The following is a 14460-nucleotide window of genomic DNA, read 5'->3' on the forward strand; positions in this document are numbered from 1 at the left end:
AAATATACGATATTGAAAACTTACAAATTTACAGCGAGTTTAAAAATGCCAACACGGCTGATTTATCATTTGCCGACAAGCTTTCGTAAGCGACCCTCGCCGCTTGTGCTTCACCATCATGCCATAAAATAGCTTCTTCAATCGTTCGCGCACGACCATCGTGCAGATAGCTTGGCTCAGCGGTACAAAACTCATTGCCTTGCCCACCTAACACATTATCAACACCACCTGTCACACAAGCAGACAATCCAATCCCCCATAATGGCGCTGTTCGCCACTCAGCACCGCTCGCGATGCCTTCACCTAAGTTATCCGCAAGACCTGGGCCCATATCATGCAGTAATAAATCGGTATACGGATGGATCGTTTGCGCACGTAACTCCGCAAATGGATGATACTCACTGGTTTCAAATGTTGCTGTATGGCAACCTTCACAGCCAATTGAGGTAAAGCGTGCCTTTCCTAATTGCACCTCAGGGTCGTCAAGCCCACGCTGCGCTCTTACACCCAATAAAGCGATATATTTGCTTAGCGCAGTGAGATGTTGATCAGACACTTCTACACCGCCACCTCCGCAGCTTGATTGTGATGCCCCACAGTCAGGATTTGGAAATACCGAGTTAGTTACCCCCATATCCGTATTAAATGCACTAGCGACTTGGTGTTTAATTGATGCCGCCGCAGCTTTGTAGCCAAAGCGTCCTAACCGTGTTTGACCAGTAATAGGATCGTTCACGCGCTGCGCTTTGCCCGAAATACCGTCGCCGTTACTGTCGTTTTCATCCGCTAGGGCTAACACCGCACTCTCTGGTATCGCTTCAAGTAAGCCCAAGCCTACCAGCTGAGGCGCGATACGGGCTGAATAGCGTGCTGGAGTGGTTTTATTAAATTGGTAATTGGGTGAACGCAAACCATTATTTTCAGTCCACGAAGCAATCGTTACATCTCCCTCGCCTTGCGTCTCGGTATCTATGCCTGTGTTTTTAGGCTGTAACACATTCCCCAATAAGGGATGGGTGTTGCCATTGATATCGGCCACTTTAAACACCCATTTTGCCAATGAGCCGCCAATAGCTGGTGGCGCCGCTCGACCATTGCGGACATGGCAAGCTGCGCAACTGTCGTTGATATAGTGTGGGCCTGACTTTCCAACCACCGCACTAAACACGCCATTTTCTCCGTTGCGTTCATCGTGCTCACCATTAACAAAACTACTGTGGTGAACACGTCGCCCCTGAACAAATGCCTGTCCATTTTGGCTCGATAAATTGGTCGCCATTTGCATAAAGTGATTATCAGGCTCATTAGTGTAATTGTATGGCAATGTGGTTTTGCCTCCTAACCACCCCGCTTCTGCAATCGGGTAAGAATCTTCGCGTTGTGATGATGGATCAGCAAAGTCGCCAACGGTTTTCCATGGGACAAGCCCTTCACCTACCATGTATAAATACGTTGTACCATAATAATTTTCTCGCCCTTCTGGTGGCGCATCAAGAAACTGGCTAACTTCAAACTCCATGCGCTGACCAACTTCAAGAGGCAAAAAGCCTGCCGCTGGGTCCCAATTTAGCGGTCTGTAGTCATCAATGATCACTCTGTAACGATATTGATCACCTGAATCACTTATCTTATTAAAGTTCGTATCATAACTGCCGTTATCAAGCTCAACGACCGCACCGCCACCAAAGTAATTACCGTGGTACTCAGCAACTGTGCCTAACCCACGATACCAAGCACGAAATTCGCGCGCACCGAGTTTCCATTCTGTAATAAAGGTCACTTCAATGCGTGAGCCGCCTTTAGCTACAAAATCAGCGATTTCAAATTGCGCAGTTCGATGCGTCCAATAATGCGATAAATAGTGATCATAGATTTGAAACTGATCTTCTTTTGCATGGCGATCTCGGCCGCGATCAGCAAAACGCGTAATAAGCGCATCTCCACGGTCATAACTCACAGCTTGCTCTAAAGGTGTTGTTGCATCATAAAGTGGCACAATAGTGCCAAAGCTGATCTCACAACCTTGGCTGTCGACTTGGCGGCCCGTAGGTGTATTGGGACATTGGTCTAGATTATCTGGTACACCATCGTTATCGCTATCATTGTTAGATGAGCCAGCGATATTGAACTCAAGCCAGTTTAGATTTAACTCGCCGCCCGCCATTTCAACACGAACGGTATGCACGCCCTCATTTAACGTAATCGACGCAATATTTTGACTAATAAAGGTTTGCCAGCCACCCGTAGCAGGCACAACGGTACTGGCAACTAGATTACCATTAACAACAACATTATATGCTCCATTACCAACTTGGGAGGCAACGCGTGCAGTCAAGTTATAGCTTCCAGCGCCTAAATTAGCCTGATATTCGAGCCACTCTCCCGCCGACGTCCAACCTACGTTGTAACCACCGCCGTTGTCACTGGTCAGCTCAATATCAACATCATCATTGCGATATTCGCCACCTGTATTGCCAGCATCGTTATCAAAATAGTTGCTGTAGTCTTCCGCTTCGATACGAAGTTGTTCAGTAATTAAAATACTACATCCATCGGTGTTTACCACATCCCCCACAGGCGTATCTGGACACTGATCGATACCATCATTCACGCCATCACCATCGCTATCATTACCAGCTGAGGATTCTGAAAGTATATAGGCCTGCTCTGCGGTATCTACGACCGTTCCGTCCTCCTGTAGGTAAGTGAACCAAAAACTAACCACATCCCCCACTGCTAGCCCAGATATTGTCAGCTCATTGCGACCATTAATCACTTGCATGCGGACATTTTGCTGCACACCGCCGTTGACTCGATAATGAACATCCGCCCAGCCGGTAGTGTTAACATAGAAAGTTAAGGTATCCAGAGAGACCTGTTCCAATCCATCGGGTAAATTATTCAGTGGACAGCCATTCGCATCAACTTCTTCATTTGGTTGAGTATTTGGGCACTGATCGAGGCTATCCTCAACACCATCTTGATCGCTATCGACAGGCGCACTACCGCCCCCTGTCCAGGTAATATCGTCAATTGCCATTTGAAAAGAATAGTTAGGTTCTTGCCCAGCGACAGAGACAATATTGAAGTGATTTTTAATTGATTGTAATGCCACTAAGCTACCCGCTAACTCAGTGATCGGAATACGTACTTCACCCCATTGACCATCACGAACAAGGCCATACTGATTGGTGTTCGCGGGGAATGTGATCCAATTCTCATTAGTATAAGTGTCAGCGATGCCAATTCTGAAACTCACATCCGCAGGAATTTTAATCTTAAAATTTAAGTAACCATCCCTAAAGTTGCTCATATCTCGTGCTTGACGGCTTTGAATACCGGCTCCAAACCACTGCGCAGGCGAATACTGCCATGCAATCACTTCATTGCCTTCATAGGCAGGGGTATTACCCTGAGTGAGTGAGTTTTGGTTCCACACATAAATATCCGCGTTGCTTCCCGGCACTAACTGATTATCGCTTGGCCCCTCACTAAAAACACCAAAGGTGCCAACTTCGGGCGCAGTGACATTGCCGCTGAACACTTCACCTTGACCATCTAGCTCATAAATACGCACATAATCCACCACCATTTTCCCAGGAAGTGGCGCGCTCACCTGTTCATTGCTAAGCGCGTCCGTAAATAACCCGCCGACAGCCAAATTCATCAATAGATAAAATGGCGCGTTGAATTCATTTGACTCTTCACTGATGGCAAACGGGCTATCGAACATATCATATTCGACCCCATTATCCTCGACTGTGAAACGGATCGTTTCTTCAGTCCAATAAGTACGATAGATAACAAAGCGATTGGTTAAGGGGGTTGAGGACAAATGTGCATTATCGGTTTTGTATGCCACACTTGCTGCACAGGTTGGATTACCTTCATTGCAGGCGGCATCTGCATAAAAAATTAAGTTTGAGCCTGTATAGTTATTGCTTGGCGCACCGGGAAAGCCTGCATCATTACGAGCGGCTTGAGATTGGCCCATCTCCATGATGTCGATTTCGCCTTTTGCCGGCCAGCTAGCAGTACTCGTCCCTAGCATCCAAAGTGCAGGCCAAAGCCCCGTGTCGACATCAGATACCTTCATTCTGATCTCTATCATGCCATATTGCACGGCAAGCTTATTCTTACTCTGGATCTTACCTGAGGTAAATGCCTTTCCGCCTATCACTTGATTTTTTGCTTCAAGAACAAGGCCTTTGTTTCCCGCCTCGCCTACAATGTCGCTAATATAGACATTATTTTCACTGTACCACTGTAATTCTTGATTACCCCAACCACATATTCCTTGGTCACAACCATCCCCGATATCTATATTCCATGTGTTGGTATCTAAATTATTAAAATTATCTTCCCAAAGTAAATTCCCCACAGCCGCGTTACTTTGCGAAGACGCACAAACAATCAGACTGATAACGCTAATGTTTGCGAGCTTTGCGATTAACTTGCTACTCGTTTTCACTTTATGTCTCCAAATGTAATGTATAAAACTGCTTTAGTGATCAACCACTAAAACACGGATCCTTTTAATCACTTCATAAACCGCAGAAATGAAAGCGCTTACATTTCAATCCATAACAACCCCGAACAATTGAAAATATAGCGCTTTTCAAACACACAAGCTTTGCTACACACTTTTCAGAGCTGTGTAATCGTATGTTGAATGTTAAATCTAACATGTAAGCGCTTACATTAACAAGAAAATAACAACAACTGTTATATTTTTTACTTTTATCAATTGATGGACTAACGACAAATAGAGCGCTGTGACCAAAGCACACTCAGGGAAATAAAAGTCAAACCGCTGAGGTCAACAGACGCGATGGATCTCATATTCAAAGAAAAGTGGACTGTTTTCATCATGCACTTGCTGTGAAAACCCCAGCTTTTTGAGCAACTGAATGGACGCATGGTTGGATTGCTCCACTCCCGCAATTAGGGTACTCCAAAGCTCTACATTGGTAACTGCATGGATAAACCCTTGCAGCAATTCACTGGCGTAACCTTTGCCCCAGTGCTTTTCAGCCAATAAGTAACCGATATGCGCATCACTTTCGTTTTCAACGTAAACAAACAAAAAGCCAATTGTCTCATGCTGCCCAAGCTTAACTTGCAGTAAGCGGCTCTCTGAACGCATACGCTGAAACCAGTTTTCGGCCTGTTTTGTTGAATTAATACCATGAAAATAAGGGGGAAGGTTTTCAACCACATTAGAACTCAGGATATGGGGAATTTGCTCTATCAGCCGTTCACGATCGAGTGCCGGAAGATCGTCGTTAACCTCAATAATGTGCAACCTTAAGGTCTGAAATGATAATGCCATTAGCTTCCTACTTTTTATCAACTCGATTGTTATCCTAACTAGGATACTAGCATTGCTTCTTTTAATGTGTAAGGCGTATACAGCTATTTGCTGCAACAATTGATTGAATATAGGTTGCACAATCAACAAGATTGACATGCACAAAAGTCTAACGCTGTCATTTTTATTTACTTGATAAAAATTCAATATAATAAACAACTTAAAAAACAAACAACTAAAAGATCTACTGAAATTATTTGCCATCCCCGCTTGAAATATGTTGAAAAATTAAACAGATTATTTAACAGGTGAGTACTTAGAAATAGGTATTTATCTACATTACCGAATAATCAAAGATAAAAAATAACTGGATACAACATGAAACTGAAAAAAGTAAAATTAAAAAACCTTAACGCAAATAAAGCGCTAGATGCTAAACAAACGAAAGAAATAGCAGGCGGAACCGGCGCTTACAGTAAAGACTACGGCGCATGCTATACCACTCCTGAATTTTGCCCAACAGTTTATATCTGCTAAGTAACCTGAGCTGCGGATAATTAATGCCTTTCTAGCAGCCAGTTTTAGCGCTAACTGCGTTGAATTCACTTCCAATAGCCAGCTATTGGTGCGTAAATTCGCCTTGCCTACAGGATGTAGGTACCTTAGCGAGAGCAGGACGCGGGAGCGGTGTTTTCCCTAAAACTCTCTGGCTAGAAAAGGAAAAAACTAAGCTGTTCTTTAGAAACAATGAGTTTGAACATTCCTTATCCAAACCTCAGGTTAAGTATGTCAAGCCCAGCAACTAGCTGGGCTTAGTTTTAAGTAAAAAGTAATTGAGAAATAGCGATAATAAAACATTCGTCGTGTTAGCTACTCCCCTGATCAAACAAGCTAGTAACGTAACAACATTAAGATGTAACTCTATAAGATACTTGTAGTTTCACCATGGCGTGCTGGCAAAATAGTGCGACAAATAGTCTATCAATGCCCTCACGGTTGGAGACATATACTTTCTCGAAGAATAGAGCACGTATATATTCATATCGCTTGGCTTCCAATCAGGTAGTACCGGCTTAAGCTCGCCAGATTTGATGTAGCGGTTAACCAAATAAGTGGGTTGAATTGCCAAACCGGCGCCATTTAACGCTGCGTGCATTAAGGCCGTCGCTTCGTTCGCAGTTAAACGACAATTTACGGCTACCGACTGTTGTGAGTTACCTTTGCGCAAATGCCAAATATGCTGCTGAAAATTCTTATACCCAAGGCACAAGTGCTCAGCTAGATCATCTGGCTTTTTGATTTCACTTGCATTCACAAGGTATTGCGGCGACGCCACGATAACTGAGCTACATACTGCAATTGATTTACCAATCAAAGAAGGGTCCGGTGCAGAGGCAATACGAATAGCCAGATCTATCTGACTTTCAGTGAGATCGGCCACAGAATCTTGCAAATCAATGTCAATATTTACGTCAGGATGTGCTGACATAAACTGTTGAATAGCGGGCACTAGTTGAGAAAAGCCAAAAGACATACTGGTTGCTAGTCGAACCGTACCAGACAGTTTGCCGCTGGTATTCGCCAAGCCGGTTATGGTGTCGGCTTGCCTCAGCCACTGTCTCACTTCTTCCAAGCAGCACTCCCCTGCTGTCGTTAAAGACACCCTTCTCGTGGTGCGATGTAATAAACGAATGTTTAGCCAGCTCTCCATTGCTTCAATGTACCGAGTTACCATAGGGCGAGACATATCTAGCCTGTCAGCCGTCGCGGTAAAGCTACCTGTGATTGCAACGTCGGCAAAGACCTTAGCAGCGGTAAGTTTATCCATTTATTTGTTCGATTTATGAAACAATGATGTTTAGTTTGGCATGTTTTTCTGAGCCTATCAATTTCATATCATCTGCTCCGTACTAAACCTATTGAGGCAAAAGATATGAAACACCTAACATTGATAGCAGCATCGACTTTATTAGCAAGCAGTGCGATGGCAGCAAACACCGCCCCACTTACACTGGATGTTTATAACGCTGACAAAAACAGCTTCCACGTTAACTCAACGCTGGTGATTGGTGAGAGTGAAGTGATGGTCGTAGATACAGGTTTTACCAAAGCGGATGCTCTACGCATAGCAGCCAAAGTACTCGACAGCGGCAAAACCTTAAAGACGATTTTTATCAGCCAAGCTGATCCGGATTATTATTTTGGCGCGGAAGTACTACACGCTTTGTTCCCAGAAGCTAAGATCCTAACCACAGCTGCCGTAAAAGCAGTGATTGAAGAAAAACTCGCGGGTAAATTAGCATTTTGGACACCAAAAATGGGGGAAAATGCACCTGTTAAGCCATACATCCCCACAGTTGTAGAGGGAAATACACTCTTTGTAGATGGACACAAAATAGAGATCCACGGCACGCAATCTGAGCTGGCACACCGCCCCTACTTATGGATCCCGTCAAGTAAAGCGGTTCTGGGCAATGTTGCAGTCTACGGTAATGTGCACTTATGGATGGCCGATGCGCAATCCCAACGCAGTCAACAAGCGTGGAGTCGCCACTTAAAAGAGTTAAAAGCACTCAAGCCAGAGGTTGTAATACCTGGTCACATGAAAGCAGGCACCAAACTTGATGCAAGTACCATAAGCTACTCGCAGCAGTATTTAAGCGACTTTAGTCAGGCAAAAAGCAGCAGCAAAAATAGCGCTGAACTGATTGATAGTATGTCTGCACGCTACCCTGATGCAGGATTACCTATGGCGTTGGGTATTGGTGCTAAAGTACATATGGGAGAGATGAAATGGTAAAAGTGCACTACTTCTTCGACCCCATGTGTGGCTGGTGTTACGGTGCGACTTCACTGTTGGATGCAATTGCAGCTAACAGTGACCTCAAGCTTGAGCTGCATCCTGGAGGTATGATTGCCAACCAATCTATAGAGAAAGCGTTCCGCAACCACATTCTCACAAGTGATGCGCGTATAGCCAGCATAACAGGCGCGCAGTTTGGCAAAGGTTACATCCAAAGGGTGGAGAGTAACGAGTCGATGATCCTTGACTCATACATCACCGCTCGTGCCATCATAACCGCTGAGCAATTGGGCATAGCGCCACTTAACATGCTTAAAACTATTCAGCATGCCCACTATATAGAGGGCAAACAGGTTAACCGAACTGAAGTCATAGAAGGACTCGCGGTAGAGCTTGGGCTAGATAAAAACCACTGGCAACGAGCTATGCTGGCAAATCAAGGGACTGAGCAAACAAAAATCGCGCAAAGCCGCCTATTAATGCAAAAGCTTCAAGTTACTGGCTTCCCAACCCTTATCCTTGAAAAGCATGAGAAACAGATAAAGCTTCCGCATACTGCCTATTACGGTAAGCCCGATGCTTGGCGCCAGTTGATTGATGACTATATACACTAGTTCTATGACAAGCTTTGGGGTTGAAATTGGAGCTACTGTTACGCTAATGTGAGCCCCAAAAGGGGCTGCCGGCATATCCGCTACACAACTTTGGCGTTGTCACACTAATTTGCATTTAGATTGCAACTAACCTTGCCTCTGAATTACCTAACTTTTTGGAATTGCCAATCCTTTAATTCGATAACGGACATGCTTTTATCAGCGGTTAGTTCGTAGAACTTACCCGGTCTAAGTTCTACTATAAATTCATTATCTGCTTGTCCACTGTAAATCTTGCTCTGTAAATCCCCCCAAGCAAGATGTAAATCGCTGTCTCTCTGTTTAATAGTCAACCGTCCAACATCCGTGTTTTCGTATACACCTTCAAGTAATGACTTAAGCGAAGGTGATATGCTCCGGCGTTTTGACAAGTCTTCTCTTTTAGCGGCAATTTCTGCCTTTGCTTTCTCGACATAAACAGCAAGATCAGTCATCTCCTCTTGATAGAATTCAATAAGCTTACTCACATCTTGATTAGTTAACATTTTATAAGCGATTTCAGTTATTCTGCCATTTAACTCATTTGCAATAAGCCCACTTTCGTTATGAACAACAACGACACCAAGGTTTTTTTCGGGAGCGTAAGATACTTGAACAGAAGCGCCATCAAATCCCCCTGTGTGCATTAACACACTTTCACCAGCGACTTTTGAGTGCATCCACCCCCATCCATAGCCGGAAAAATAGCTATCGATATCACTGACTAGTAGTTGTTGAGACGCTCTTACAACCGACTTGGGAAACGCTGAGCGCTCTGCATTTATTGGTAACAAGTGGGTTATCAACTTACCCCAATCATTTGGTCTGGCAAAGATACCCACTGAATACAAAGTCGCATTGTTTTTATTCATATAAATCTCAGATTGACCACTTCGAAATTTATATGAATATGGGCTTGGAATAGGCCAATTTTGCAATCTCGCTTGGTCAACATCTGCTGTTGAATTTTTCATTCCTGCTGGTGAAAGCACTAGCTCTTTAATCGCGTTAGGCCATCCTCCTTCATAGTTCTCATCAAACCATATTGCTAAAAGATTGTACCCAAGGTTTGTGTAACCAAACTCACCTTTTTTAATTTTCGGGTGCGGTTTTAGCGAGGAAACAAAATGAAGTCGTTGCTTTTTGTCATGGTTTCCAGTGTAAGAAAAAGTCCATGTCATCGCGTCATTTGTTAATCCAGAGCGATGAGACAATAAATCTTTGACTGAGTAGTTGTCAGGATTGATAAAAGAAAACTTAACGTTTGGAAATAGCTGCCTCAAGGTAGAGTCCTTAGAAAGCAAACCTTCTTTTTCAGCCTGTAATGTCGCCAGCCCCATTATCGCTTTAGTTGTCGAAGCGAAATAGTAAACCGAATTTGTATTGACAGGGATCTGCTTTTCAACATTCGCCATACCAACGTGAACTTCGTGAGTAATTTGACCATCCTTAATCAATACAACGGATGTGCCTGAAGCCGACTTAGTCACGGATTTGGCTTTAACAATAAAGTTGTCTAAAGGCGTATATTCTGACGCTACACTGACCGAGCTGATGAAACAAAGTAAATAAACTAAGCAAACAAAAGTTTTACTAGCCATGTGGTTTCCCTTCCGAATAGATAAGTGCTGCATAGTGCTTTGTAGTACACAATATCACCGAACCACATAACGCACAACATAATGAAAGTTAAACAAAAATCCGTAAGGTTAGACTAAAGGCCATCAGAAAAGAGAGAGCCTCACCCTTGATAAATTGGCCTACATGACAGGTATCTCAAAAGCGATGTTAGAACAAATTGAAAGGTTTGAATCTAGTCCAACAGTTGAATTATTGTGGAAGTTGGCGCGGGGTATTGGCATAGAGTACACAATATTACTTGATCCGAGCGACCCGCAGAATGCGAATAGCTCTAGCATCCAAGAGAATGGGTAAGGCCTGACATTCATGCAAAATGTGAGACTTACCCAAGCTATCGATACTCAATTACACATTTATGTTAATTCTAGGATATATTGCCTCGTTCATTTTCATTGCAAACAGCATTGGGTGGCTATTCACTTTGTCCTCAAGTGTATGATAATCCTGACCAAAGCCCGTATCATGGAATTGGTTTTCGAAGCTTTTACTTAACTCATTCAACCTAATATTGCCATAAAGGTCCTTTGCTTCGATGCCTTGCCGATCTGCACCAGAGAATCGAACAATTTGTGCAAGTCCTTCATGTACCTGTTCATAGGCATTTTTTAGCTTATCGTTTTCGTTAATTATAGACTCAAGATCATCACGCAATTTACCGCCTACACCTCCACCAACGAGCTTTAGTGTGCCATCTTCCTCTTGCGATAAATCTAAAGAGCTCAAATCAATTCCTAGATTTAAGCTACTTTGTTCTTTTTTAAATTTTTCAAACTCGCTTAAGGTGGTTGCAAACGCCTCTTGCGTCTCTCCCATCACTTTATAATTTTGTTTACTAATCTCAAAAGTTTCTTGTTTTAATTTTTGGATTTCTTCTTCAGTTAATACTGGCGTATTTTCGTCTGACAATGCCGCAGCGTTCATCTCCTTCTCTGGTGCTTGAGGTTCGATGTTATGCGCCTTAACCTCCTTTTTAGCGGTTAAGTTACTGGCTAAATTGACCTGCGAATTAACTAGCGGTGAATTAATCTTCACTGTTTCAGTCCTTGATAGTGGTAAATGCCTAATTTAGAAAACATTAACATTTGTGCTGATTTTCTCAAGGAGAAAAGAAAACAACATTTGTAACCGCTTTTAAAAGACTAAAATACTGTATAAGACATGCTGGCATAGAGAAAGTTAACTCTATGCCACTTTAATGAGGAAGTTAAGGTATAGGTCAGCAATGATATTTTCACTACACAAACCAGATTTTGGTGACAAAAAACTGCCTTACTCTTTTCAATATTAACGACTAGACAATTAAGAAATTAATTCTTCGTAATTCGTCATCATTGGGCGAACTTCTATATCCCATTGCTGACACATCTATTTCGCTTTGGTTAGCATTTACTGCAAGACTCTTTACGCCTTCTTGAGGATCTTTAATACTCAATATTTCCAAAGTACCGAGTACGTTACCGCTATCTCCGCCAATAAAATCAATATCTAACTCACCATGGTGGCCTGTTTTAGCGACCACCTGAAAGACGCCATGTTCACCTCGAGGGATGACTTTACCATCAATTGAACTGCCATCACCCTCAACCCAAGAGTCTCGAGTGACTTTCGTAGTAATTGATTGATTTGTTCTATTCTTAATTGTTACATTCGCTGGACTGGACATAAACAAACTCCTTCTTTCGAACTTGTGCTTGAAGGCCTTCCCTCAAGCTGCGCACAAAGTATAGAAACGAAAAATGAGTAAGGACATTACAGCGCATTACAAAAAATACTGATGGGTTTTGCCATATTTTTACTCAGTGATAAACGTATGACAAATGATTGAAACAACTTACTGGCGTCTGAAAATAACCCAGTGTTGGCGTCCATGTACTCGAGCAACAGTTGGCAAGCAAACGTAATGTGATTCATCCATGGCAAACTTTTAACTCCACAACTGGCCGACACCCAGCGATCAGATGAAGGGTTATATGTAGTCTTAACTCTTACCCAATTTACTTGTTGCGCCTCTTGGGCATCAACTTCAATAATGGGGTACGTTTCTCCTGGAGTTGATTCAAGTGAACCGGAGTTGGTTCCTTTACGCTTAGACTGGTACATATCACATGACTGGCTTGCGATAAAACTCCCTTTTGCAGGGGTAGCAGCGGCAGTAAGGCCACACAAATTAGCTAACTATACATTTTTAAACAAATTAATTTTGAGTAATTCAATAATACTTGAGTCTACAAGGGAGCATTAACAACCAACATAAAGGATTTTGCTTTGCTTATAACAAACTTACAATCATCATTTAAATTCGCTCATTTAGCGTTATTACCCTTACTATTAAGCGCGTGTGGTTCGGATATAACTCAAACTTCGCCCTTAATTGATGAAACTGAGCTCCCTAAAGAAGTAGGTATTGCACAAGATGGTGCATTAAAACAGCATTTAGAAAGTATTCGACAGGCATATAATGTACCTGCAATTACGGCTATGACAGTAAAAGATGGCTTAGTGTACGAAATTGCCAGCACAGGCTATCGTGATATACAAAGCCTTGAGCCTGTAAGCGATAATGATCGTTGGGAGATCGGCTCTGTCGCAAAATCTATGACCGCTTTGCTCGCCGCTCGTTTAGTTGAACAAGGCCTCATTACTTTTGACACTACCGTCATAGATATATTTCCTGAACTTAAAGGCCAAATTCGACCAGAACATGAGACCATTACTTTACAGCATCTGTTGAGCATGACATCCGGATTAAAAAAGGACATAGATGTAAAAGATCAGCAGTGGTACGACAATACCAAGCCTTTAACCGAATTAAGATATGAGCTAACAAAAGAGGTGCTTAATACCGCTGCAGTGAAAACCCGAAGCGAGTTTTGGTATAGTAATGTTGGTTATGTGATAGCAGGACATATGTTAGAGCGAGTCAGCAATCAGACTTGGGAGTGGCTTATTGGCGCAGAAGTCTTTGGGCAATTAGGCATCACTAATTATGGTTTTGGTGAACCGAGCTTTGAGAGCGCGAAGCAGCCTAAAGGGCATATTTACGAAAATGGTCACTGGCATGGGGTAACTGAAGAAAAAAAAGTTGCTCCAAAAGTATATGGTCCTGCCGGTACGGTGAATATCAGTTTACCTGAGCTTGCTGTTTATTTTTCTTCGGTATTAGAGGGAATGCAGGGAGGTGACAATATTGTGAGTAAAGAGAGTTACAAAATGTTGCTCTCGCCTTATAGTAAAATTCAAGACAGCCATTCTGAGTATGCGATGGGCTGGTATGTCAAGTCAGATAAAACGGCTTTTGGTCATGACGGCTTTACGGGCGCATTTTCGGTCAGTAGCCTGCTTTATCCTAGTCAAAATAACGCTTATTTTGCGGCAGTAAATGGCGATACAGATAACGCAACCAAAGCACTCTCGCAAGCGTTAGAAGTACTGATGAAAAGAAACTCTATAGAATAGTCAATTTGATAGCGTAGGCAAATGAAGCATCGACGTTATATTCTATTAGGGCCTGAAACCCATCGCGCTTGGTATTCGACGCTGATACCACACCTTAAGGCAGAGGGTCAATCTTGTAGTAACTATTAGGGTCAGATCTTGCTTATTGCCTTCATGTTCTTTTCTAAACGAACAACTGCCGTGAATAAGGTTGGGTATGCGCGAGTTTCGACCACAGATCCGTCTTTAGGTTTACAAGTAGCCAAACTTGAGGAAGCGGATTGCGACAAAGTATTTATTAATATGACTTACTTTGTTGATTTGTAGGTCGAATAAATCGTGCAACGCCGCCATCCGACAAACCTTTTGCACAGCAGTTACACTTTTTTCATAACTCAGTTGAAAAGCGCCTACGACTTTTCCAACCTACGGGAACGCGCTAATAAAGTGTTGTTGATCTAACGAACGAAGAATAAGTGTTTTATTTGATTTAGTTTTTAAATTTAGAAAGATAGGAATTAGTATGTTTTAGTATACTTTTGAGTACTATTAATAAGACTTACACTTCAAACAACAAATATTGGAGTTTGTAGTAACTTACAAATTTATAGTGGAAAGTGTACTAAATATACAATAAA

General features: G+C 42.6%; 11 protein-coding genes and 1 pseudogene. 5 read left to right on the top strand and 7 right to left on the bottom strand.

Annotation, left to right across the window (positions count from 1 at the left end; genetic code table 11):
- Positions 1 to 28: 28 nt before the first annotated feature.
- Positions 29 to 4471, bottom strand: a complete 4443-nt coding sequence (locus MHN30_RS12780) for a di-heme oxidoredictase family protein (protein WP_239359887.1) — start codon at positions 4469 to 4471, stop codon at positions 29 to 31.
- Between the two features lie 348 nt (positions 4472 to 4819).
- A complete protein-coding gene (locus tag MHN30_RS12785; protein ID WP_069018637.1) occupies positions 4820 to 5332 on the bottom strand; it encodes a GNAT family N-acetyltransferase in 513 nt (170 codons plus the stop codon).
- A gap of 357 nt (positions 5333 to 5689) precedes the next feature.
- Here MHN30_RS12785 and MHN30_RS12790 point away from each other — a divergent pair, with 357 nt between their 5' ends.
- Positions 5690 to 5848 carry a hypothetical protein gene (locus MHN30_RS12790; protein ID WP_019647551.1) on the top strand — a complete coding sequence of 53 codons (159 nt, stop codon included), beginning with the start codon at positions 5690 to 5692 and terminating at the stop codon, positions 5846 to 5848.
- 403 nt (positions 5849 to 6251) lie between these two features.
- Here the strand turns inward: MHN30_RS12790 and MHN30_RS12795 are convergent, their stop codons facing one another.
- Entirely contained in the window at positions 6252 to 7139 is an 888-nt protein-coding gene (locus tag MHN30_RS12795) for a LysR family transcriptional regulator (RefSeq protein WP_239359889.1), read from the bottom strand.
- A 105-nt stretch (positions 7140 to 7244) separates the two neighbouring features.
- On the opposite strand from MHN30_RS12795, the gene MHN30_RS12800 reads away from it, so the two are divergent.
- Positions 7245 to 8111: an MBL fold metallo-hydrolase gene (locus tag MHN30_RS12800; protein WP_239359891.1), complete on the top strand. Its 867-nt coding sequence runs from the start codon at positions 7245 to 7247 to the stop codon at positions 8109 to 8111.
- Positions 8105 to 8728, top strand: coding sequence for a DsbA family protein (locus tag MHN30_RS12805; RefSeq protein ID WP_239359893.1), 624 nt, complete (start codon positions 8105 to 8107; stop codon positions 8726 to 8728). Before MHN30_RS12800 ends, MHN30_RS12805 begins: the two co-directional genes overlap by 7 nt.
- Before the next feature lie 143 nt (positions 8729 to 8871).
- Here MHN30_RS12805 and MHN30_RS12810 read toward each other — a convergent pair whose 3' ends face one another.
- The gene (locus MHN30_RS12810; RefSeq protein ID WP_239359895.1) at positions 8872 to 10347 is read right to left on the bottom strand and encodes a serine hydrolase; all 1476 of its coding nucleotides are present in this window, start codon (positions 10345 to 10347) and stop codon (positions 8872 to 8874) included.
- Positions 10348 to 10489: 142 nt separating this feature from the next.
- On the opposite strand from MHN30_RS12810, the pseudogene MHN30_RS12815 reads away from it, so the two are divergent.
- Positions 10490 to 10681 (top strand): annotated as a pseudogene (locus MHN30_RS12815) (helix-turn-helix transcriptional regulator); the annotation flags it as partial.
- 51 nt (positions 10682 to 10732) lie between these two features.
- Here MHN30_RS12815 and MHN30_RS12820 read toward each other — a convergent pair.
- From MHN30_RS12820 to MHN30_RS12830, 3 genes are all read right to left on the bottom strand, one after another.
- Entirely contained in the window at positions 10733 to 11419 is a 687-nt protein-coding gene (locus tag MHN30_RS12820) for a hypothetical protein (RefSeq protein WP_239359897.1), read from the bottom strand.
- 259 nt (positions 11420 to 11678) lie between these two features.
- A complete protein-coding gene (locus tag MHN30_RS12825) occupies positions 11679 to 12050 on the bottom strand; it encodes a hypothetical protein (RefSeq protein WP_017216059.1) in 372 nt (123 codons plus the stop codon).
- 86 nt (positions 12051 to 12136) lie between these two features.
- The gene (locus MHN30_RS12830) at positions 12137 to 12487 is read right to left on the bottom strand and encodes a hypothetical protein (RefSeq protein WP_239359900.1); all 351 of its coding nucleotides are present in this window, start codon (positions 12485 to 12487) and stop codon (positions 12137 to 12139) included.
- Positions 12488 to 12652: 165 nt separating this feature from the next.
- Here MHN30_RS12830 and MHN30_RS12835 point away from each other — a divergent pair, with 165 nt between their 5' ends.
- A complete protein-coding gene (locus tag MHN30_RS12835; RefSeq protein ID WP_239359902.1) occupies positions 12653 to 13843 on the top strand; it encodes a serine hydrolase domain-containing protein in 1191 nt (396 codons plus the stop codon).
- The last annotated feature ends 617 nt before the right edge of the window (positions 13844 to 14460 follow it).

The organism is Pseudoalteromonas sp. OF7H-1 (assembly GCF_022347825.1).
In the GTDB taxonomy this organism is placed as follows: Bacteria; Pseudomonadota; Gammaproteobacteria; order Enterobacterales; family Alteromonadaceae; genus Pseudoalteromonas; species Pseudoalteromonas maricaloris.

Bases quoted from the DNA above. Each gene is read 5' to 3' on its own strand.
- MHN30_RS12810 (WP_239359895.1), bottom strand. From the start codon at position 10,347: ATGGCTAGTAAAACTTTTGTTTGCTTAGTTTATTTACTTTGTTTCATC.
- MHN30_RS12800 (WP_239359891.1), top strand. From the start codon at position 7,245: ATGAAACACCTAACATTGATAGCAGCATCGACTTTATTAGCAAGCAGT.
- MHN30_RS12825 (WP_017216059.1), bottom strand. From the start codon at position 12,050: ATGTCCAGTCCAGCGAATGTAACAATTAAGAATAGAACAAATCAATCA.
- MHN30_RS12830 (WP_239359900.1), bottom strand. From the start codon at position 12,487: ATGTACCAGTCTAAGCGTAAAGGAACCAACTCCGGTTCACTTGAATCA.
- MHN30_RS12790 (WP_019647551.1), top strand. From the start codon at position 5,690: ATGAAACTGAAAAAAGTAAAATTAAAAAACCTTAACGCAAATAAAGCG.
- MHN30_RS12785 (WP_069018637.1), bottom strand. From the start codon at position 5,332: ATGGCATTATCATTTCAGACCTTAAGGTTGCACATTATTGAGGTTAAC.
- MHN30_RS12795 (WP_239359889.1), bottom strand. From the start codon at position 7,139: ATGGATAAACTTACCGCTGCTAAGGTCTTTGCCGACGTTGCAATCACA.
- MHN30_RS12805 (WP_239359893.1), top strand. From the start codon at position 8,105: ATGGTAAAAGTGCACTACTTCTTCGACCCCATGTGTGGCTGGTGTTAC.